Origin of the sequence: Noviherbaspirillum sp. L7-7A (assembly GCF_019052805.1) — a bacterium.
Lineage (GTDB): Bacteria > Pseudomonadota > Gammaproteobacteria > Burkholderiales > Burkholderiaceae_D > Noviherbaspirillum_A.
In genome coordinates this window covers 3,756,163-3,777,135 of the sequence record NZ_JAHQRJ010000001.1, presented here as the reverse complement: position 1 = coordinate 3,777,135, position 20,973 = coordinate 3,756,163, and the positions used below count along the sequence as shown (strand labels likewise).

The following is a 20,973-nucleotide window of genomic DNA, read 5'->3' as shown; positions in this document are numbered from 1 at the left end:
TGCCCCGTCGCGAAACAAGGCAGATTCCTCACTTCGTCAGCCACAAATCGCCGCCAACGTCCAACATCTATATTTTTTCGCTCAGCTTAAAAACGACACGACCGATAATGCTGCACTCGCTGTTTGCATATCGTTTGCGCGGAAAACGTCGTTGTGCAGCACTATCCGAGCATAGCCACCAGCGTCCTGCATCGCGTAGCAAGCGTCTGATCAGAACTGTTCCTTCATAGGCAAGCACAAACACCTCGCCATCATGAAGCTGCCTATCGGACAGATTGACGACAAGGATATCTCCGGCATACAGGCCGGGCTCCATGCTGTCTCCATCCATTGCAAGCGCAATCAGCGCTTGATCGTGGTAGCCACGCGTCTGTAGCCATTCCTTTCCAAGATAAACCCCGTCCCCTGATCTCACATCAGCCTGAACAGCAAACTCGGTGTCCTTGGCGGACGACCGCAATCTGACTGTTCTGATCCGAACCGGACCCGCAGCTTTATCAGCATGAGACGGTTTCGGAAAAACAAACAGATGCTCGAGATCAGGTTCCGTCATGCCCAACACGACTCCTTCTGTACTAACGCCCCGTTCTGCACCTGTCCCATCTGCAAGCCACTGGAACGGCATCTCACATGCCACAGCAAGTTTTTTCAGCGTCTCGGTCGCAGGTCCCTGCCTGCCAACGCCATTGAGGATGCGGTTAATCGTTGGCTGAGGCACGCCTGAGCGGCGCGCAAGCTCGCTCTGGCTCGTTATGCCGGCACTGTTCATGGCTTCTTGTAGGCGATTTGAGATAGTCATCCCCGAACTATACACAAATGAATAGGAATCTCCAGTTCATTCATAAATGAATTGATAAGCACGGCGAATGTGTTTAGTGTTGTTGTTATCAAAACAACAAAAGACGACTATGCGTTCAACATGCAAAACCTATCGCAGTGGAGCGGCCGACTGATGGCGGAGCCAATTATCTCCATTGCAAAACTCCGGGCAGCCGCTCAACAAGCCGTTCAAGAAGGCACCTCTGTTCATGACTGCCCGCCTGCATTCAAGTTTGTAGAACAGCTCTGGCGTGCCGAGTACTGGTTCGCCCACTACGAGATGACCTGCAAGGACCCTGATGAGTAAGTCACGGATCGTCCTGCTACCCAGCCCGGCCCCTCCGAGCGATGCAGTTTTCTCCCGCATTCCCTACCTCTTATTCCAACTCACTCAAAGAAAGGCTGTATGAAGCGCACTGCCCTCCTTCGCAAAGCCCCGTTAAAGCCGCAAAAGAAACCATTACAACGCTCCCCGATGTCACGCGGCCTTACCGGAAAACTGTTCTGGCAATCGCATCAGCGCGTCAAGCAACGTACCCAGAGCAAGAAGCCCAGACGCAAAAAACCACTGAGTGTCGAAACCGCACATTTCAAGCGCGTGGCGATGCTCCCTTGCGCCTGTTGCGGGGTTGTCGGATTTTCACAAGCCGCTTACAGCAACCGCTATCAGGACGGCAAGGGTGCCCGCATCAAGGCACATTATCTGGCGACCTTTCCCCTTTGCTGCAGCCGACCGGGCATTCGGGGCTGCCACGTTGAACATGACCAGTGCATTGGCATAACCCGCGAAGAAGCCGATGCGCGTACCGCTGTCTATATCGCCGACACTCACCGCAGGCTGGGGATACATCAATGAGCATCAGCTTTATGGCACTTGCCTGGAAAACCGACATACCTGCAGGCAGAAAACTGGTGCTGCTATCGCTGTGTGACCATGCCGACGATCAGGGCGAATGCTATCCCTCGGTCGAAGCCATTGCGCAGAAATGCAGCATGGGCCAGCGCACCGTGCAGCAGCACATCAGCGACTTGGAGCGCGCCGGGATGCTGGTGCGCCGGTTCCGCAAAGGCCGCAGTACCCTGTACCAGGTTCACCCGGACAAATTCTTCACACTCTCAGAATCTGCCGTACCGCAGATTTCTCCTTCTACCTGTGCAGCATCCGACACCTTAGCCCCGCAGCATTCGCATCATGCCCCTGCAGATCCCGCGCCCATAAACGTCATTGATTCATCAACTAACCGTCTGGTGGTGCGCAGCATGCCTTTGCCAGGCAACTGGGCACTTCCGCCACTCTGGGCAGAATGGGCATTGCAACAGCAGTCGACTTGGACCACGGGAGACGTGGAGTTCGTCGCCGAAAAATTCCGGGACCACTGGTCGGCGCTGCCAGGACCGCGTGGCATGAAAGCAGACTGGTTCGCTGCCTGGCGCAACTGGTGTCGCAACGAGCAGCGGTTCAGACGTCAACGGACGGCAGACTACGGTGCGTTGCGGCTAAGTAGTGTTGGAGCCGTAACGCACCATGGCACGCCGAACCCGGCCCCTCTCCCGGGCGAATCGGTTGCCGTCTTCAAGTCTCGCATCAGACAACAGATGGACACGGTCGACACACAGGCAACGATCCCGCTTTTTGCACTGCGGACTGACAGCGACAAAGGTGAGGCAAAACCGACCATTTCATCCGCAAACCGGGCGGCAGCACTTCAGGCAGCACGTGCCCTCCAAAGCCGACGGGTCAAAGCCGCATGAAGTGCTTGGATTACACACAGAGCAGCTACTAGGGAAGAACATGCCGCTATCTCCGCGCTCACTAGATCAACAAAACGAACAGGAAAAACAATATGGAACACTGGGAAGTAATACTGGAAGCTGGAGTAGAAGGTGGCAGCATTACGCTGTACAGCCGATACACCGGCAAGAGCTGGATCTTCGGACGAGATGTCCTCGATCAAACGCCCACCCTGATCGACGAGGCAACAATCCACTACAAATCGGACAGCGTCTACTCATGGGAAGAAGCCTTGGAGCTCCTGGACAAGCATCCATGGCATCTCTTCTACCCGGTTAAAATCCACCCGCTCTTTCGGGGCGCAGTCCTCGCTGCCGTCATAAGGCGTAGTAAGCACAATGCGATGGATGATGACTACGGCTTTCGAAATTGGCTGACAATCTGTGGCGACTTACCCTAAGTCCAATGGAGGCTAGCATTATGCTGATCGCGATAACGCGGTTACCATGAGCTCATTGTCAGGCAGCGTGCATGCGCTGCCATATTGCCCCCTCTCCGCAGATCTTCACGGCATGGAAAACCCTGTTCACCCAAGCTTAAAACCAGTAACTTCCAAACGGATCAAACCCCTACCGTCTTCCTTGATTTCTGTTTCGATATGGATCGATCCGAAGATGGATTGGTACGGCAATCCAAGTGGGCAGCGAGGGCGTAGTCAGACGTTCAGCAATGCAGCGATTGAGTTCTGTTTGACTGTCGCATGGCTACTTGGCCTGTCTTTACGTCGCGCAATCGAGCAGACCAAGAGTTTGCTCAAAACCGCCTCTTTAGATTGGCAAGTGCCCGACTACAGTACGTTGAGTCGTAGGAAGAAGCAATTCGGAAGGTTAGCCGTGGAAGGTTTCTGTCACGGCAAAACGCAAGCGCATCTATTAGTTTACGACAGGGGTGTCAGTGTCGTCCTTAACAGCGACGAACTAGGACCAAATCATTACATAGCTCATGAACGCAACTGGCGGATGTTGAAGTTGACACTCAAGGGTAACAAAGGAAAAGTCTAGCCTGTTGTGCAACAGGCTACCGAAATATTTTTCCAGATATCTTGCGCCTGCTCTCTTGGTAAAGATTGGCAGAAATAGCGGTCTGGCAAGGCGTTCGAAACCATTGATTGCCGTCCTTGTTTATGCGTTCAATTGACCATAAAAAGACATTTTTAAAATGTATGTGCCGCAATCCGCCGACAACTACTCCTCCTATTTTTCGTAAATCCTAATGTCCAAAGTGCTCATTTGTGCAACAAAAGCGTAACGAAAGACGCTATTTATGCAACAAAAACGCTGATTTATGCAACAAAACTCTCAGCCCGACAACTTACATCTCACTTTCAAAAAGCGAGGCAAGTTAAATGTAAGCATCTGATTTTAAGAAGTATTTTGAAAGTTTCCCCGTTGGAAGTTGGAAATCGGGCCGCAACTGTGGCTCTTAAGGCGACAACCTTAAAAAATAGAATATTTACAACCGAATACGACTTAACCATTTGAATAAAAAACGTTTTTTCTTTGGAACACAAAGAGATGGTAACGGCAACCACGATTTTTAGCTCGGTTTACCGACAACCATAATCACAAGAAAAACTGGATCTATGGGCTGCACGCTTCAAAGCGAGCAGGTAATGAGGGACAAGGGACTGGTGCAATGGAATTTAATGGGGCTGTAGTGACTATGGCCCGCCACCTTGATATCGGAACCTGCCCGGTCAGGCAGCTTGCTTGCGCTCAGCTGCAAGCCGGCCCTGAAGTGCCTACAGGCTAAAGGTCTGTAGCTCGAACACCTCCGCATACGGCATTGGGCCACGAGCATCTACAGCAGCCTGCCGATTGACCTCCAGTACCCGCTGGTCGAAACCCTGCCCTCTGATCTTTAGGTTACGTTCCTGCTGGGAGCGATGAAAGCGCAGCAGCTGCGCCTTCCATGCGGCATCTTCCTCGCCGAAATACATATACAGGTCTGGCCGCATGGAGAGGGTCTTCGCATCCAGGTTCATGCAGGCATGCACGCGCAATCCATCTTCGATGGCAATGGCGTGAAAGGTCTCATACGTGCGCCGGTGGGTCCAGTTGCTGTCGTTGCCATGGGGCAGAAAAACGAGATCCGGACGCCTGACATGCAGATAAGTCCGCAGCGCCTGCCTTCCAGCCTGTTCGTTGTACTGTTCGTCCCCGCCTTCCCACAGACGCATAAACACCAGGCGTTCCATGGGCAAGCCGAAGAAACCGCAGCTCGCCCTTTGCTCCGCTTCGCGCAACGCGGCTTTTTCTGCCGCTCCATGCTTGCCCTGCCAGCCATCGTCGACACCATTCGCGCCGGAGGTCAGGACGGCGAGGTGGACCTCATGTCCCTGCCGATGCAAGTACCGCATCGTAATGGCAATAGCGTCGAAGTCGTCTGGATGCGGCGCCAGCATGACGATGCTCGACTTTGCTGGCAGTGTGAGTTCAGTCAGTAGCAAGGGGCGCTGTGGCGGGAAGTGAGTGAATGGATGCTTAGGCATATGTTTCATCGCAGGGCAAAGTCGTCCGATGGCAGGCCGGGAAAGCTGGCCAGTTCAGTGACAGAAATTTTACAGGTATGCCAGAAGGCGTTTCAGGCGAGGTTCTTCTTCGAGGCAGGCTAACCTGACGATCCATCGACTCTCCTTTTCGGTCCCGGCAGAAAACCGTAGTACTACCCCGGCATGACGCAAGCTTTCTGTCCGCCCTTCGCGCAAAAAAACCCATTCGGCGTTACATTCTTACTCACGCATCACCTACCCGGCAGGCCAGCCCAGGCACCGACAACAGGCTGTCAACGATCCCGAAGAGGATCGCTGCTCTCGCAGGAACCGTTTCACCTTTGCGGCTTTCAAACTGTGACCATGGTCCGCCAGCCTCATGGCGGCGCCTCAAGCAAATCGGACCACCATGACCTTTCTGCTACCGGAAATGCTATGGCTGCTGGCTTTACTGCCCGCAGCCGCCCTTGCCTATGTGCTGCTGCTGCGCCGCCGTAAGAAGCTGGTCGCGCATTTTCCGAATTTGGCGCTGGTGCGGGGCGCGATGGGTCCGCGCGCTTCGCTGCGGCGCCACCTGCCGCCCCTGCTGTTCTTTCTCGGCCTGGCCGCCGCGCTGCTGGCGGCGGCCAGGCCGGCGGCCAGCCTGCGGCTGCCCTATGCCTACGACACCGTGATCCTGACGCTGGATATCTCGCGCAGCATGGCCGCCGACGATGTCAAGCCGACCCGGCTGGCGGCGACGCAGGCGGCCGTGCGCGGCTTCATCGCCGGGCAGCCTCGCCATACCCGCATTGGCCTGGTAGCGTTTGCCAGCACTGCCGCGGTGGTGCAGACGCCCACCACCGACGCCGAAAGCGTGCTGGCGGCGCTGGACCAGCTGCAGTTGCAGAATTCGACTGCCATCGGCACGGCGGTGCTGGTGTCGCTCGGCGCGATCTTTCCCGAGCGCCAGTTCGACCTGTACCGCAACAGCCGCGGCGCGCGCGGCCTGCTCGGCGAACGGGAGCGTGCCGCCCTCGAGGAATCCGCGCCCAAGCCGGTGGCGCCAGGCTCGTACAAGTCGGCCGTCATCGTTCTGCTCAGCGATGGCAGCGCCACCACCGGTGTGCACCCGATCGAGGCGGCGCGAATTGCCGCCGATACCGGCGTGCGCATCTTCACGGTGGGCGTGGGCACGCCGAATGGCAGGGTAACGCTGCCCAACGGCGCCGAGATACGGGTCGTGCCAGACGAGGAAACCCTGAAGGAAATGGCGGCGATCACCAAGGGCGATTATTTCTACGCCGGCTCGGCGCCCGACCTGACGCAGATCTACAGCCGGCTCGCCCAGAATCTGTCCGCTGAGAAGAAAAACCAGGAAATCTCCGCCGTGTTCGCGGCCGTGGCCGCCCTGCTCTTTCTGTGCGGCGCTGCGATGTCGGCAGTGGGGGCAAAGATCTGACAGGTAGCCGATACCATGAATTTGGCAAATGCAGACATTCCGATACGGTCTTGTCGTTAGCTATCCTACGATATTTACTCAAAGAAACATTTTCCTGTATATTTGCATGACGATGATTTCCGGGCTTCGCCTGCGCATTGTTTTTTCCTGTCAGCTTCGATCCGGCGCTCCCTGCATGCTGATGGATCAGAAACGCTTCTGAATCGTTATCGCCATGCCCACCTTCGATCCCCGCTCTTTCATCATCACCTCTGCGGTCGCCGGCATTCTTTGCTCGATGATTTTTTTCGTCCTGCGCCGCAGCTTCCCCAGGGATATCGGCGGCATTGGCGAATGGGGCTGGGGCTGCGTGACCATGGTGGCCGGGGCGTTTCTTTTTACGTCCCGCAATACGCTGCCGCCGCTGCTGACGATCGTGGTGGCCAATACGCTGATCGTTGGCGGCATCGCGCTCATGCATGTGAGCCTGCGCCGTTTCGCTGGCCGGCGCGCCGGATACCGCCATGCCGCGGGCCTGGTGGTGGCCGTGGCCGCGGGGCTGCTGTGGCTGACCATGGTGGTTGACGACTATCGCGGCCGCCTCGAATTCGTCACGTCCGTCAACACGCTGCTGTTCGGGCTCAGCGCACTGCTGCTGTTCCGGATGGAGAAGCAGGGTTTTGCCGAGCGTTTTACGGGCACGCTGTTTGCCGCCGAGGCACTGGTATCGCTGGGCCGTTTTTATTTTGCCGTCACTGGCCAGGACAACGGCAGCTACTGGAACGATAATTCACCAGTCCATGTGTTCTACCTGGCCAGCTTTTCAATCGCGCTGGTCGGCCTGAGTTTTGGCTTCATGCTCATGGTGACCACCAGGGTGCAGGAGAAGCTGGAATATGCCGCCTCGCATGACGATCTCAGCGGCGCCTACACCCGCGCCACGTTTTTCAGGATGATGTCCGGCGAAGTCCAGCGCGCGCGCCGGCAGCGCAGGCCGCTGTCGCTGCTGCTGATCGACATCGATGACTTCAAGCGCATCAACGACAGCCATGGCCATCCGGCGGGCGATGCGGTGATCAGGACCTTCGCCGAAGTCACCACCGGTGAACTGCGCGGCCATGACCTGCTGTGCCGATATGGCGGCGAGGAATTCGCGCTGCTCTTGCCCGACACCGCGCTGGACGAGGCCATTGCCGTGGCTGAACGCATCCGCGCCAGGTTCAGCGATGGCAGCTTCGACGGCATGCCATCCTTTACCGTCAGCCTGGGCGTGCAGTCGGCCGAACAGGGCGCGCTGGATGTGGCGCAGATGATCGAAGGCGCCGACCGGGCGCTCTACATCGCCAAGAAGCTGGGCAAGAACAGGGTGGAGATCGCGCCCGAGCTCAGCTATACGCCCGGCACGGACGGCCTGGTGGCAAACCGGCCGCCGGCGCAGTAATCATCCAGGCCCGGTCCTGCATCAATGAACGGGCTGGGCAGGCTCGACATCTGCCGGCCCCTGCGCGCCATACAGTTCCTCGTTCAGGGCAGCAACCAGCGTCTCGACCGCATACGGCTTGGCAAGGGTGCGTATGCCCGCGGTTTCGACCCGGCGCTCGGAATAGCCGGTGGCCAGCATGATGCGCATTGCCGGGAAGCGGCTGCGCACGATCTCGGCAAGCTCGATGCCGCTGACGGCGCCCGGCATGACGATATCCGAAAACACCAGGTCGAATGGCTGCTGCGATTCCAGGCGGCGCAGCGCTTCCTCGCCATTGTCCGCCACATCGACCGTGAACCCCGCCTTCTGCAGCGCCGGGCTGACCGTCTGGCTGACCAGGGTATCGTCCTCCACCAGCAGGATGCGGCCGCGGGATCGGGCCGCCGGCGCGATCGCCCTCGCGGCCGGCGCCGCCGAGGGCGCTTCCTGCAGGCTGCGCGGCAGGTAGATTGACACGTCCAGGCCTTCGCCCTTGCTGCTCTGCAGGGTCAGCGTGCCGCCCATCTGGCTGGCAAAGCCATAAGCCTGCGCCAGCCCCATGCCCGAGCCCTTGCCGACGACCTTGGTGGTGAAGAACGGGTCCAGCGCCTTGTTCAGCACCTCTTCGCTCATGCCTTCGCCGGTGTCCCTGATGCGCAGATGCACATAGTCGCCCGGGGCAAGGCCATTGGCCGCGGCGGCAAGGGTGACATTGCTGGCGCTGATGCTGAACTGGCCGCCCTGCGGCATCGCATCCCTGGCATTCATGGTCAGGTTCAGCATGGCCAGCTCGAACTGGAGCGGATCGATGCGCACCGGCCACAGGGTCTCGGGCATGCCCGCGAAAAATTCGATATTGCTGGGCAGCGCGCCACGCAGCAGGGAATGGATTTCCTGCATCTGCCGCGGCAGGTGCACCGCCCTCAGGTGCGCCTCCTGAACGCGGCCGAACACCAGCAGTTGCCGGGTCAGCTGCACGCCGCGTTCCACCGCCCGCTGGCAGGCCAGCAGCGCGGTCTGTATGCCCTGGTCCTTCACGGAGAACAGCGACAGCTGGATGCCGGTGGTCAGGGTTTGCAGGATGTTGTTGAAGTCATGGGCAATGCCGCCGGTCAGGCGTCCCAGCGCTTCCAGTTTCTGCGCCTGCTGCAGCGCGCGCCGGCTGTCCTCCAGCGCCTGCAGGCGCTCCCGGTCCAGCTGCTCGGCCTCCTTGCGCTGGCTGATGTCGGAAAAGGTGCCGACCATGCGCAGCGGCTGGCCGTCGGCCGCGTGGCTCACCACCATGCCGCGCTCCAGCACCCACTTCCAGCCGCCGTCCTGGCAGCGCATCCGGTGTTCGCTGTTGTAGGTCGGGGCCGCGCCCTTGAGGTGCGAGTCCAGCTCGGCCAATACCCGCGGCTTGTCTTCCGGGTGGATCCTGCCGTTCCATTCGTCGATATGGTTTCCGATGGCGTCGTCGGCATAGCCGAGGATCTCTTTCCAGCGCCGCGAGAACTGGACCTGCCCGCCACGCACGTCCCAATCCCATACGCCTTCGGCAGCGCCTTCCAGCGCGAATTTCCAGCGTGCCTCGCTGTCGACCAGGGCGGCGGTGGCAATGGCGCGCTGGCGCATGCCGGCCAGCAGGAAATAGCCTATCGTGGCCAGCAGCACCGAGATCGCGGCGCCGATCGAGAAATAGGCCAGTCGCTGCTGGCGGTAGGACGCCAGGATGGTGTCCATGGACTGGCCCACCACCACCACCATTTCTTCCTTGGGCAGCAGGCGCCAGCTCGACAGCCGTTCGATGTCGTCGAGGCCGGAGCGTCCCTCGTACTGGCCGTATTCGGCCTGGCCAGGCTGGAGGAAGGGCGCATCGGCGACCGCCTTGCCCATGGCGCTTTCGGAATCGGGCGATTGCGCAAGAATCTCGCCGCTGGCGCGCGCCAGGGTGATCGAACCGTCCTTGCCGAGATCGATGGTGTTGTAGAAGCGCCCGAAATAATTAGGCGATACCGACAGGACGATGACGCCGGAAAAATTGCCGCTGGCATCGATCAGCGGCCGGGTGAACTGGATGCTCCAGCGCTTGGACAGGCGGCCCATCACCGGCTTGCTGATGAACAGCCGGTCGCCGAATGCCAGGCCGCGATGGACGCGGAAGTGTTCACGGTCGGCGAAGTTCATCGCCATGCCTGACGTACGCACGCTGGAAAACACCAGGTTGCCGGCGGCATTGATGATCGCCACCTGGAAACCGATGTCCTTCTCCAGGAAGGCCTGGCGCCGGCTCACTACCTGCGAAAAGTCGTTGTAGCCGCCCTGCCATTCATCCCGCAGTTCCACCAGCGTGAGGTCGATCGAGCTGATGGAAGACTTCACTTCCTCGGCGAAGGCGCGTGCCAGGTTGTCGACCTGGGCGCCGCTCAGGGTGCGCGCCTGGTGGTTGAGCCGATGCAGGTCGAAAAGAAGAAAGGCCCACAGGATGGGCAATGTACAGGCCAGCAGCAGCAGCGTCTGCAGGAACAGGGGAAGACGCTGGAATGATGAAAACTTCATGAATGATCCGCAATCCGGTTCGACACCGCGGCGAGGCTAAGGGCGCCGCGCCGTTATTGTCCACCGTTCTGGTGAGAAATCCGGAATTCTTTACCAATTGCTCACTGATCGAGCGAAGGGATGGGAACAATCGTTTGATTTTCTCTAACCCAATGTTCTATTCAGCAATACGGCGTGGAAAGAAGTTGCGTCAAATCAACCAACTCACCGTCCGCCCATTGCAATATCTTCAACATAAGTACAGGGAGATTGTCATGAAGTCCATTGGGGAACTGGTTTGCATTTCGTTGATCGTGCTGTCGTTTGCCGCGATCCTGTATTCGGTACCGTTCTGACGGCTGCATGGCGGCATTGACCTTTTTGCCGCGTCAGATTCTGGCAATAAGGCTTGCGTCGCGTTGAACTGAGGCGCGGGCAAACATTCCAAGCATCTGTCGCATGTTGAGATTTTTTCAATCTTCTGAAGGATGCAGCCGACCCATGCCCGCCGACTCCCACCTGCATTCCCGTCCCAAATCCATTACCCATACAGCGCCGACCGGCCTGCAGGCGCTGCCCGATGCCAGTGGGCGCGACAGCTATCTGTATGTTCCGCATAGCTACCGGCCCGAGCGTCCCGCCCCGATGGCGCTGCTGCTGCATGGGGCCGGCGGCCATGCGCTGCACGGTTTGGACCTGCTGCGCGAGCATGCCGACGCCGCCGGGCTGATCCTTTTGGCGCCGGCGTCGCGCGACTCGACCTGGGACCTGATTGCCCGCCATTACTACGGCGCCGATGTGGAACTGATCGAACGCAGCCTGGCCATGGTCTTCGCCGACTATGCGATCGACACCGGCCGCCTCGCCGTTGGCGGCTTTTCCGATGGCGCTTCCTATGCGCTGTCGCTGGGCATGGACAACGGCGACCTGTTTTCCCACGTGATCGCCTTTTCGCCGGGTTTCATCCTGCCGCTGGCCAGCCGCGGCCTGCCGCATGTGTTCATTTCCCATGGCGATGCCGATGACGTGCTGCCAGTGGCGATCTGCAGCCGGCGCATCGTGCCGCGCCTGGAACAGGAAGGGTATCCGGTGACATATGTAGAGTTCGCGGGCGGACATGTGGTGCCGCCCGAAATCGCGCAGCGGGCGCTGGGCTGGTTTCTTGAGCAGGAAAGCCCCGGCCTGCCGCGCCGGTTCGCGACGGATTGAATGACAGGCGAAAATCGCGCCTTGCCGTACGCAACGACCGGTGGATCGGTGTAATGCCCCTTCGGGGTATTACACCTTACGCCATTCCAACCGGGTCACCTGCTACAGCGGCGCCAGCTCTTGTAGGGCGGAATACCCGAAGGGCATTCCGCCATGGCGGTTGAATAACGGACGAAGATCATGCCTTGCCGTGTGCGACGACCGGTGGATCGGTGTAATGCCCCTTCGGGGTATTACACCCTACGCCATTTCAACCGGGTCACCTGCTAGAGCGGCGCAAGTTCCAGCCGGGTCGCCGTGCCGCCCGATGATGCTTCGGCTCCACCCAGCGCCACCCGCTGCGCCGGCAGCGCCGCTTCTTCGAGCTGCCGCCGTACCGCGTCGCCGCGCGCCTGGCTCAACCGCGCCAGCGCATCCTGTAGCAGCGGCTGCGCGGCAATCACCTTGTCCAGCAATTGCCCATACCAGGCGTCGGCGGTCTGGTCGGCCGGCGGCTTGGGCAGCGGGCCGGGATAGCGTTCGGCATATAGGGAAGAAATGGCTTTCTGCGCAGCGACGCTGGCGGTGTCGATAGGACCGGGATCCTCACCCGGCGCCAGGCGCACACCCATGCGCGCCAGCAGCAGGCGTCGCGCCTCCACCGACCTCAGCGCTTGCGCATCCTGCCCGGCGTCGACTGCGGGATGCACCAGCAGCCGCACATTGGGCCGTTTCGCCAGGCCTTGTCCCAGCTTGGCCAGCTTCTGCTGCTCGGGCGGCGCCAGTTCCGCGCTGCCCGCCTCGAAGTCGATGGTGTCGAGCTTCTCGCCGCTGCCGCCAAACAGCGAGGCAAGCGCGCGAAACGGCGCGGTGACCACGCTGCGCAGCACATTGCCGATGGCGCGGCGCGCCACCGCGCCAAAGCTGAACTGCGGATTCTGCAGGTCGCCGGTGACAGGCACGCCGATATTGATCACGCCGTTCTCGTCTTCCAGCAGCGACAGCGCCAGCTTCAGCGGCAGGTCCATTGCGGTCGGGCTGTCGACCTTTTCACCCAGCTGCACCTTGTTGAGCACGAAGCGGTTGTCCCCCACCAGCCGGTTCTCCCTGACCTGGTAGCGCAGGTCCATCGACAGCGTGCCGGCGCTGACGCGATAGCCGGCAAAGCGCACCACGTAAGGCGTGAGCGCGGACAGGTCGACATTGCGGAAGTTCATGCGCACATCGGTGGCATAGGCGGGCTTGAACGGATTCATGCTGCCCTCGATGCGGGCATCGCCATAGTCGGCGATGGCGGCATTGAACTGCAGCCGGGCACGGCTGCCCGGCGCGCTGGACAGGCCGGTCATCACGCCCTGCAGATGGTGCATGCGGGTGCTGAACTGCGGCTGCTGGCTGAAGTCGGCAAAGGTGAGCACGCCGCGCTCGACCCGCAGCCGGGCGATGGACACCGGGAAGGCGTCGCCCTCCTGGCCCGGCGCGGCAGGCGCACTCCCGCCTTTGGCCGCGGCGGCCTGTCCGGCGGCTTCCGGCTTTCGCTTCAGCACGCGGGCCAGGTTCACGCTCTGGTCTTCGGCAATGATCAGCTCACCCACCGGGCCGGCGATGCGCAGCTGGCCAATCTCGAGCCGGTTCGGCGAAAGCGTCAGACGCATGTCGCTCGCGGCCACCGCATCCCAGGACATGAAATGCCGGCGCGGCGCGGTTTCCTCGATCGCCACCTTGTCCAGCGATGCGGTGCCGGTGTAGCTCAGCTTCGGGCCCTGCGCGTCGCCAAAGCGCAGCCGGCCGGCGCCGGACAGGGTGCCGCCGGTCAGCGCGAGCCGGGCCGCTTCGGTCAGGTAGGGTTGCAGCATCGCCAGCGGCAGGCCGGCGGCGCGGATGCCGAGGTCGCCGGCGCCGGTGGACAGGCCGATGCTTCCTTCCGCCTGCAGCGTGCCGCCGCCGCTGCGGCCCGATGCCTGCAGCCGCGCCGGGCCGGCAGCGCCGGTATCGAACTCGTTCATGGTGGCGGCGATGTCATCCACCCTGAACGCCAGCGGCGGTTCCTGGCGGGCATCGGCATAGGCCAGACTGAATTCGCGCAGGGCCAGCTTGCTGGCGGTGACCCGCCACGGTGCCGCGGCGGGCGCGTCACCGGGTCGCGTAGGCTTGGCGGACGTGGTTGGCTCGGCAGAGTTGGCTGGTTTAGCAGATTTGGTTGGCTCGGCAGGCTTGGTTGAGTCTGCAGGCTTGGTTGGCTTGGCAGACCTGGTGGGCTTTGCGGACTTGGCTGCGGACTTCCGATCCGGCTGGCGGGTCGTGTCAGTCACAGGTGCGGGCGTTGCCGGTCCGGTCCAGTTCAGGCTGCCATCCTTGTCGAAGCGCACCTGGGCGGCGCCACCGGCCAGCGCCAGGCTGCCGAGATCAAGGCGTCGCTCGGCCAGCCGCACTGTTGCGCCCCGGAGCTGCACATCGTCCGCATGCGCCAGTTCGCCAGCCTGGCGCGACTCGCTGATCACCAGCTTCTTCAGGCTTGCCGACAGGCCGTCGGCGCTGACATCCGGTCCGGACCCGGGCAAGGACAGGGTCAGCGTGTCGGCCGCGCTGCTGCCCTGGGCCAGGCTGTAGCGCGCGCCCGGACGTCCGGCTGCGCCGACGGCAACGCCGGCCGCATCCAGCCTGGCCGCCAGCATCTGCGCCGACAAGCCCGCCCTGTCGCCTTCCTTGCGGCGGGACTGGATCTGGCGCGAAGTCAGGCTGACGGCGCCGGTGCGCACTGTCTGGCCGGCAGCCTGTTGCGCCAGGCTGGCCATTGACAGCGCGGCGCTGTCGGCCTGCGCCTCCATCGAACCGCCTGAGAGGCGCAGCGCAAGCCGTTCCACTTTCAGCGATGGCGCGGTGGCATCGATGCTGCCGCCGGCCTGTTTCCATTGCAAACGGGGCACTGCGAACGCGGCGCCTTCCAGCGTCAGCGCGGTGGCGTCGCCCACGCTGGCCAGGAGTTGGCGCATGCCCAGGCTGGCCTCGGGCAACTGCAGGCGGTCGGCGCCGCTGGACAGGCTGGCCGCGCCCAGCGTCAGCGCGGGCTCGGTCAGGGTCAGTTGCATGCCGTGGGCCGCAGGCGACCACTTTGCCTGCGGCAAGGCCAGCCGGGCCGACGCCAGCGCAATGGCCTGGCGATCCACCATGGCGGCGAAGCCGGCCAGGGTCAGTTCGACCTGGTCCAGCGCCGCATGCAGCGCGCCCTCCCTGATGGCCGCGCTGTACTTGCCCGACAGGCCCAGCGTGCCTGCCACATCCCCCAGCGGCAGCCGGGTATGCAGCGCGCGCGCCAGGGTGCCCGCCTGCAGGCCGGCCAGGTCCAGGTTGCCATTCAGCGAGAACGGCTGCAGCCCGAGCGTGCCGCCGGCGCGCAGCACCTCGCCCGCCTCGCTGCGCGCCGACAGCTGCCAGCTGCCGCTGTCCGGCGACAGCGTGCCGATGTTCGTTGCCTCCAGCGTGATGGGGTTGATGCGGGCGATGAGCTGCTGTTCCAGGCGCTGGTCAGCCACGTCGACCCGGCCGTTCTTCACGCCCAGGCGCCGCACCAGCAGCCGTGCCGGCGCCTGTTCCGGCTTGGCGTCGGGCTGCTTCAGCGCCGCCAGCAGCGGCTGCAGGTTGAGCGTGCCGTCCTTGTCGAATTCGAGGCGCAGGCTGGGCTGCTCGAGCTGGATGTCGGTAAAGGTCCAGGCGCGGCGGAACAGGCTGGAAAATTCAAAGTCGGCGCGCAGCTTGTCGGCGGCCAGCAATGTGCCTTCGCGCACCGTGCGCAGGCTGACATCGCCCATTTCGAGCGTCAGTGTCAGCGGATTGAAATAGACATGCCCCAGGCTCAGCGTGGCGCCCAGCCGGCTCTGCGCCTGCTCGGGCAGCTGCCACTTGAGCAGCGCCGGCACGATGAACAGGCCGCCCGCCAGATAGGTCAGCGCCAGCGCCCCGACCGCCAGCACCGGCTTGCTGCCGGCAATGCTGGCCAGGCGTCCATGCTTGTTTTGCTGGGATTTCATTTTTTATTGTGTGACGAACATGCATCCGGCATCCGCACTCGACGGTGCGCAGAACCGGGATTGTAGACCGAATGGATGGCGGCATGGGGTTGGAAAAAGCCACGACAATCGATCGCAAGTGTCTGGAATCCCGGGCCAGGCCGGGTTAGCCGATGCGGTCTGCCATGGTCGTCACAGCACGCGGCTTGCCGTCCTGGATTGCACATCGAAAATGCGCCTGTCATCTCGATGGATGACGAGCATTTCCAGGCATGCTCCTTCCGCGCCGTCATTGACAGGCGTTGCCTGGATGCTGCCTGCCGCCAGCGAGCTGGCATCGGTGCTGCCACTCCGGCTGGTTTCGCTTCGATCGGCATCAGAACCTGCACTGAGCGCTGGCGCCGCCGGTGGCCGTAGTAGCACGACCCAATGTTAAAAACCCCTGACCGGCTGCGATGCCGGTCAGGGGTTTCAGTCGGACGCCTGCCTGGAAAATCGTTGCTTCAGAACGGAATATCGTCATCCATATCTGAAAAGTTCGGCGCCGGGCGCGGCGCAGGACGGCTGCCGCCGCCACCACCGCCACCGCCACTACCGCCACCGGCGTTCTGGCGTGCCGGCGGCGCGCTGCCATAGCCGCCGTCATCCATGCCGCCGCCGGCGCCTGCGCCGCCGCCCATGCCCTGGCGGCTGCCCAGCATCTGCATGGTGTCGGCGCGGATGTCGGTTGCGTATTTCTCGACGCCATCCTTGTCGGTGTACTTGCGGGTGCGCAGCGAGCCTTCGATATAGACCTGGCTGCCCTTCTTCAGGTACTGGCCGGCGATCTCGGCGAGCTTGCCGAAGAAGCTGATGCGGTGCCACTCGGTCTGTTCCTTCTTTTCACCGGTGGCCTTGTCCTTCCAGGTGTCGGTGGTTGCGACGGTGATCGACGTCATTGCGTCGCCGCTGGGCATGTAGCGGGTCTCCGGGTCGCGCCCGAGATTGCCAACGATGATGACCTTGTTGACCGAAGCCATGGATAACTCTCCTTAACTGTTTAGACGGCGGCTGGCTGCTGTTTCGGGCCGCGCCGCGGCAGGTTTTGCATATTGGACGCAATTATAAGCCACACCACGGTCAGCCCCGAGCCCAGAATGAAGACCGCGGAGCGGCTCGCATGCTGGGTCAGCCAGCCGCCGGCGGCGCCGCCGCAGAACAGGCCCAAAGCCTGCAAGGTGTTATAGACGCCCAGCGCGGCGCCGCGTCCGCCAGGCGGCGCCAGGCGCGATACCAGCGACGGCTGGCTCGCTTCCAGGATGTTGAAGGCGATGAAGAAGGCCAGCAGCAGGCCGACCAGGGCCGGCGCGCCCGGCGTGGCCTGCGACAGCGTGAACCACATGCCGGCCTGCACCACCAGCAGCAGCGCGATGGCGCCGATGAACACCTGCTTCATGCGACCCTGCTTCTCGCCGACGAATACCGGCGGCAGCATCAGCACGAAGGAAGCCAGCACCACCGGCAGATAGATCTTCCAGTGCGCCGACACCGGCAGATCCATGCTCTGCACCAGCGCCGCCGGCACCACCACGAACATCGCCATCTGCGTCAGGTGCAGTGCGAACACGCCGTAGTTGAGCCGCATCAGTTCCCGGTTCCTGAGCACTTCGGCAAAGCGCACCCGGCCCGGCGGCAGCGGCGCGGCGGACGGCACCACGTACAGCACCACCAGGATCGCCGCCACCGACATCAGGCCGATCAGCGCGAACATGCCGCTCATGCCGATGGCGCTGTAGAGCAGCGGTGCGGCCACCAGCGACAGCGCGAATGACAGGCCGATCGAGCCGCCCACCATGGCCATGGCCTTGGTCCGGTGCTCTTCGCGAGTGCTGTCGGCAATCAGCGCGGTGATGGCCGCCGAGATCGCGCCGGCGCCCTGGATCGCGCGGCCGACGATGACCCAGCCGATATGGCTGGCCATGGCCGCAACGAAGGAGCCGACCGCGAACAGCAACAGGCCGATGATGATGATGCGCTTCCTGCCATAACGGTCGGAGGCAATGCCAAACGGGATCTGCCCGAATGATTGCGTCAGGCCATACACGCCCAGCGCCAGGCCGATCAGGGTCGCATTGTCGCCGCCGGGCATGCTGCGGGCATGCACGGAAAACACCGGCAGGATCAGGAACAGGCCCAGCATGCGCAGCGCGAAGATGGCGGCCAGCGAGGCGCTGGCGCGGACTTCGGTGCGGCTCATGCGGCCGTCCTGCAAGGGAGGTTGACTGGATGACATGGATAGGGTTTTAGCGGCAGATACCGGGTAATACAGCGAACTTCAAAACCCGTTATAGTATCAGGTTGACCCGCTTGAACCCCGCTCCTGCCACGATAGATTGCACAACATTTCACAAGCAGCCGGGATACTAACGCTGAAAGTATTCATGGAAGAAATTCGCATTCGAGGCGCCCGTACGCACAACCTCAAGAACATCAACCTTGACCTGCCGCGCAACAAACTGATTGTCATTACCGGCCTGTCCGGTTCCGGAAAATCCTCACTGGCCTTCGACACCCTGTATGCCGAGGGCCAGCGCCGCTATGTGGAGTCGCTGTCGGCCTATGCCCGCCAGTTCCTGCAGCTGATGGAAAAGCCCGACGTCGACCTGATCGAAGGCCTGTCGCCGGCCATCTCCATCGAGCAGAAGGCCACCTCGCACAACCCGCGCTCGACGGTGGGCACCGTCACCGAAATCCACGACTACCTGCGCCTCCTGTATGCCCGCGTCGGCACGCCCTACTGCCCGCGCCATCCGGAGCGGGCGCTGGCGGCGCAGTCGGTGTCGCAGATGGTGGACGCCGTGCTGGCCATGCCGGAAGACACCAGGCTGATGATCCTGGCGCCGGTGGTGGCCAACCGCAAGGGCGAGCATCTCGAGCTGTTCGAGCACATGCAGGCACAGGGATTCGTGCGCTTTCGGGTGCAGTCCGGCACCGGCGGCGCGCATATCCATGACATCGACGACCTGCCCAAGCTGAAGAAAACCGAGAAGCACACCATCGACGTGGTGATCGACCGCATCAAGGTCAAGGCCGAGATCAAGCAGCGCCTGGCGGAAAGCTTCGAGACCGCGCTGCGCCTGGCCGACGGCCGGGCGATGGTGGTGGACATGGACACCGGCATCGAGAGCGTCTATTCCAACAAGTTCGCCTGCACCGACTGCGGCTACTCGCTGCAGGAACTGGAGCCGCGCCTGTTCTCCTTCAACAACCCGATGGGCGCCTGCCAGGAATGCGACGGCCTCGGCCATATCGAGTTCTTCGACCCGCGCCGCATCGTGGCCTTTCCCAACCTGTCGCTGGCCTCCGGCGCGGTCAAGGGCTGGGACCGGCGCAACCAGTTCTATTTCCAGATGCTGTCCAGCCTGGCGTCCCATTTCGAGTTCGACCTCGACGTGCCCTTCGAAGACCTGCCGCAGAAGGCGCAGGACGTGGTGCTGCACGGCTCGGGCCGGCAGACCGTGCCCTTCACCTACATCAACGAGCGCGGCCGCGCCGTGGTGCGCGAGCATACCTTCGAAGGCGTGGTCAACAACCTGCAGCGGCGCTATCGCGAGACCGACTCCATCGCCGTCAAGGAAGAGCTGGCCAAGTTCATCAACAAGAAGGAATGCCCGGCCTGCAACGGCGCCCGGCTGCGCGAGGAGGCGCGCCATGTGAAGGTCGGCAACGGCGCGCAGGAACGCGCCATCTATGAAGTTGCGGCCACGCCCTTGCGCGACACGCTGGCATTCTTTGAAAACCTGAAGCTCAAGGGCTCCAAGCGCGAGATCGCCGACCGCATCATCAAGGAAATCATTGCGCGCCTGACCTTCCTGAACAACGTCGGCCTGGACTACCTGTCGCTCGAACGCAGCGCCGACACCCTGTCGGGCGGCGAGGCGCAGCGCATCCGGCTGGCCTCGCAGATCGGCTCCGGCCTGACCGGCGTGATGTATGTGCTGGACGAGCCCTCGATCGGCCTGCACCAGCGCGACAACGACCGCCTGATCGAAACCCTGAAGCATCTGCGCGACATCGGCAACAGCGTGCTGGTGGTCGAGCATGATGAAGATGCGATCCGCTGCGCCGATTACATCGTCGACATGGGCCTGGGCGCGGGCGTGCATGGCGGCGACGTGATCGCCGAGGGCACGCTGGCGCAGATCCTGAAGAACAAGAAGTCCCTGACCGCGCAGTACCTCAACGGCACTTTCCAGATCAAGGTCCCGGAACAGCGCACCAGGCCCGACCCCAAGCGCCAGTTCATCATCACCGGCGCTACCGGCAACAACCTCAAGAACGTCACCTTCAAGGTGCCGGTGGGCCTGTTGACCTGCGTGACCGGCGTCTCCGGTTCGGGCAAGTCGACCCTGGTCAACGACACCCTGTACCACGCCGCCGCGCGCCACCTGTACGGCTCGCAGGCCGAACCGGCGCCGCACGACTCGATCTCCGGCATGGAGCACTTCGACAAGGTGATCTCGGTCGACCAGGCGCCGATCGGCCGCACGCCGCGCTCCAACCCGGCCACCTATACCGGCGTGTTCACGCCGATCCGCGACCTGTTCGCCACCGTGCCTACCGCCAAGGAGCGCGGCTACTCGGCCGGACGCTTCTCGTTCAACGTCAAGGGCGGGCGCTGCGAGTCCTGCCAGGGCGACGGCGTGCTGAAGGTGGAAATGCACTTCCTGCCGGACGTGTATGTGCCCTGCGATGTCTGCCACGGCAACCGCTACAACCGGGAAACCCTGGAAGTGCAGTACAAGGGCAAGAACATCACCGAGGTGCTGGGCATGACGGTGGAGGAAGCGCATGAATTCTTCAAGCCGGTGCCGGTCATTGCGCGCAAGCTGCAGACCCTGCTGGACGTCGGCCTGGGCTATATCCGCCTCGGCCAGAGCGCGACCACGCTGTCGGGCGGCGAGGCGCAGCGGGTCAAGCTGTCGCTGGAGCTGTCCAAGCGCGACACCGGCCGCACCCTCTACATCCTCGACGAGCCGACCACCGGCCTGCACTTCCATGACATCGACCTGCTCCTGAAGGTGATCCACCGCCTGCGCGACCAGGGCAATACCGTGGTCATCATCGAGCACAACCTCGACGTGATCAAGACCGCCGACTGGATCATCGATCTCGGTCCGGAAGGCGGCGCGGGCGGCGGCCAGATCATCGGCGCCGGCACGCCGGAGGATGTCGCCAAGACGCTGGCCAGCTTCACTGGCAAGTACCTTGCGCCGATGCTGAAGAAAAAGAATTAAG

At 62.2% G+C, this 20,973-nt stretch carries 15 protein-coding genes and 1 pseudogene; 10 read left to right on the top strand and 6 right to left on the bottom strand.

Annotated elements, in window-relative coordinates:
* Positions 1 to 67: 67 nt before the first annotated feature.
* Entirely contained in the window at positions 68 to 799 is a 732-nt protein-coding gene (locus KTQ42_RS17225; RefSeq protein ID WP_283093276.1) for a S24 family peptidase, read from the bottom strand.
* Positions 800 to 868: 69 nt separating this feature from the next.
* Between KTQ42_RS17225 and KTQ42_RS17220 the strand changes: the two genes are divergently transcribed.
* The 5 genes and pseudogenes from KTQ42_RS17220 to KTQ42_RS17200 all read left to right on the top strand — a co-directional run.
* Positions 869 to 1,126: a hypothetical protein gene (locus tag KTQ42_RS17220; RefSeq protein WP_217346577.1), complete on the top strand. Its 258-nt coding sequence runs from the start codon at positions 869 to 871 to the stop codon at positions 1,124 to 1,126.
* Positions 1,127 to 1,225: 99 nt separating this feature from the next.
* Positions 1,226 to 1,675 carry a hypothetical protein gene (locus tag KTQ42_RS17215; protein WP_217346576.1) on the top strand — a complete coding sequence of 150 codons (450 nt, stop codon included), beginning with the start codon at positions 1,226 to 1,228 and terminating at the stop codon, positions 1,673 to 1,675.
* A complete protein-coding gene (locus KTQ42_RS17210) occupies positions 1,672 to 2,571 on the top strand; it encodes a helix-turn-helix domain-containing protein (RefSeq protein ID WP_217346575.1) in 900 nt (299 codons plus the stop codon). Before KTQ42_RS17215 ends, KTQ42_RS17210 begins: the two co-directional genes overlap by 4 nt.
* 92 nt (positions 2,572 to 2,663) lie before the next feature.
* Positions 2,664 to 3,011: a hypothetical protein gene (locus KTQ42_RS17205; protein WP_217346574.1), complete on the top strand. Its 348-nt coding sequence runs from the start codon at positions 2,664 to 2,666 to the stop codon at positions 3,009 to 3,011.
* Between the two features lie 187 nt (positions 3,012 to 3,198).
* Positions 3,199 to 3,612: pseudogene (locus KTQ42_RS17200) on the top strand (transposase); the annotation flags it as partial.
* Positions 3,613 to 4,352: 740 nt separating this feature from the next.
* Here KTQ42_RS17200 and KTQ42_RS17195 read toward each other — a convergent pair.
* A complete protein-coding gene (locus tag KTQ42_RS17195) occupies positions 4,353 to 5,015 on the bottom strand; it encodes a PIG-L family deacetylase (protein WP_249222803.1) in 663 nt (220 codons plus the stop codon).
* A gap of 496 nt (positions 5,016 to 5,511) precedes the next feature.
* On the opposite strand from KTQ42_RS17195, the gene KTQ42_RS17190 reads away from it, so the two are divergent.
* Together KTQ42_RS17190 and KTQ42_RS17185 are read left to right on the top strand one after the other, a co-directional pair.
* Entirely contained in the window at positions 5,512 to 6,543 is a 1,032-nt protein-coding gene (locus KTQ42_RS17190; protein WP_217346572.1) for a VWA domain-containing protein, read from the top strand.
* A gap of 277 nt (positions 6,544 to 6,820) precedes the next feature.
* Complete coding sequence (locus KTQ42_RS17185; protein WP_217346571.1) at positions 6,821 to 7,963, top strand: GGDEF domain-containing protein; 1,143 nt, start codon at positions 6,821 to 6,823, stop codon at positions 7,961 to 7,963.
* Positions 7,964 to 7,984: 21 nt separating this feature from the next.
* Here the strand turns inward: KTQ42_RS17185 and KTQ42_RS17180 are convergent, their stop codons facing one another.
* A complete protein-coding gene (locus KTQ42_RS17180) occupies positions 7,985 to 10,522 on the bottom strand; it encodes a PAS domain-containing protein (RefSeq protein WP_217346570.1) in 2,538 nt (845 codons plus the stop codon).
* Between the two features lie 2 nt (positions 10,523 to 10,524).
* Between KTQ42_RS17180 and KTQ42_RS17175 the strand changes: the two genes are divergently transcribed.
* Both KTQ42_RS17175 and KTQ42_RS17170 read left to right on the top strand, forming a co-directional pair.
* On the top strand, positions 10,525 to 10,857 hold the full coding sequence (locus KTQ42_RS17175; protein ID WP_217346569.1) for a hypothetical protein: 333 nt from the start codon (positions 10,525 to 10,527) through the stop codon (positions 10,855 to 10,857).
* Positions 10,858 to 11,002: 145 nt separating this feature from the next.
* Positions 11,003 to 11,710, top strand: a complete 708-nt coding sequence (locus tag KTQ42_RS17170) for a phospholipase (RefSeq protein ID WP_249222802.1) — start codon at positions 11,003 to 11,005, stop codon at positions 11,708 to 11,710.
* A 266-nt stretch (positions 11,711 to 11,976) separates the two neighbouring features.
* Here the strand turns inward: KTQ42_RS17170 and KTQ42_RS17165 are convergent, their stop codons facing one another.
* The 3 genes from KTQ42_RS17165 to KTQ42_RS17155 all read right to left on the bottom strand — a co-directional run bounded on the left by KTQ42_RS17165 (position 11,977) and on the right by KTQ42_RS17155 (position 17,932).
* Entirely contained in the window at positions 11,977 to 15,717 is a 3,741-nt protein-coding gene (locus KTQ42_RS17165; RefSeq protein ID WP_217346568.1) for a DUF748 domain-containing protein, read from the bottom strand.
* 482 nt (positions 15,718 to 16,199) lie between these two features.
* Entirely contained in the window at positions 16,200 to 16,715 is a 516-nt protein-coding gene (ssb, locus tag KTQ42_RS17160; protein WP_217346567.1) for a single-stranded DNA-binding protein, read from the bottom strand.
* 20 nt (positions 16,716 to 16,735) lie between these two features.
* A complete protein-coding gene (locus KTQ42_RS17155; protein ID WP_217346566.1) occupies positions 16,736 to 17,932 on the bottom strand; it encodes an MFS transporter in 1,197 nt (398 codons plus the stop codon).
* Between the two features lie 184 nt (positions 17,933 to 18,116).
* Between KTQ42_RS17155 and uvrA the strand changes: the two genes are divergently transcribed.
* A complete protein-coding gene (gene uvrA / locus KTQ42_RS17150) occupies positions 18,117 to 20,972 on the top strand; it encodes an excinuclease ABC subunit UvrA (protein WP_217346565.1) in 2,856 nt (951 codons plus the stop codon).
* Position 20,973: the final 1 nt, after the last annotated feature.

What these genes read in the sequence shown, in the direction of transcription:
- KTQ42_RS17190 (WP_217346572.1), top strand. Translation starts at nt 5,512, where the DNA reads ATGACCTTTCTGCTACCGGAAATGCTATGGCTGCTGGCTTTACTGCCC.
- KTQ42_RS17180 (WP_217346570.1), bottom strand. Translation starts at nt 10,522, where the DNA reads ATGAAGTTTTCATCATTCCAGCGTCTTCCCCTGTTCCTGCAGACGCTG.
- KTQ42_RS17195 (WP_249222803.1), bottom strand. Translation starts at nt 5,015, where the DNA reads ATGCTGGCGCCGCATCCAGACGACTTCGACGCTATTGCCATTACGATG.
- KTQ42_RS17225 (WP_283093276.1), bottom strand. Translation starts at nt 799, where the DNA reads ATGACTATCTCAAATCGCCTACAAGAAGCCATGAACAGTGCCGGCATA.
- KTQ42_RS17175 (WP_217346569.1), top strand. Translation starts at nt 10,525, where the DNA reads ATGATCCGCAATCCGGTTCGACACCGCGGCGAGGCTAAGGGCGCCGCG.
- KTQ42_RS17165 (WP_217346568.1), bottom strand. Translation starts at nt 15,717, where the DNA reads ATGAAATCCCAGCAAAACAAGCATGGACGCCTGGCCAGCATTGCCGGC.
- KTQ42_RS17170 (WP_249222802.1), top strand. Translation starts at nt 11,003, where the DNA reads ATGCCCGCCGACTCCCACCTGCATTCCCGTCCCAAATCCATTACCCAT.
- KTQ42_RS17210 (WP_217346575.1), top strand. Translation starts at nt 1,672, where the DNA reads ATGAGCATCAGCTTTATGGCACTTGCCTGGAAAACCGACATACCTGCA.
- KTQ42_RS17205 (WP_217346574.1), top strand. Translation starts at nt 2,664, where the DNA reads ATGGAACACTGGGAAGTAATACTGGAAGCTGGAGTAGAAGGTGGCAGC.
- KTQ42_RS17155 (WP_217346566.1), bottom strand. Translation starts at nt 17,932, where the DNA reads ATGAGCCGCACCGAAGTCCGCGCCAGCGCCTCGCTGGCCGCCATCTTC.
- uvrA (WP_217346565.1), top strand. Translation starts at nt 18,117, where the DNA reads ATGGAAGAAATTCGCATTCGAGGCGCCCGTACGCACAACCTCAAGAAC.
- ssb (WP_217346567.1), bottom strand. Translation starts at nt 16,715, where the DNA reads ATGGCTTCGGTCAACAAGGTCATCATCGTTGGCAATCTCGGGCGCGAC.
- KTQ42_RS17185 (WP_217346571.1), top strand. Translation starts at nt 6,821, where the DNA reads ATGATTTTTTTCGTCCTGCGCCGCAGCTTCCCCAGGGATATCGGCGGC.
- KTQ42_RS17215 (WP_217346576.1), top strand. Translation starts at nt 1,226, where the DNA reads ATGAAGCGCACTGCCCTCCTTCGCAAAGCCCCGTTAAAGCCGCAAAAG.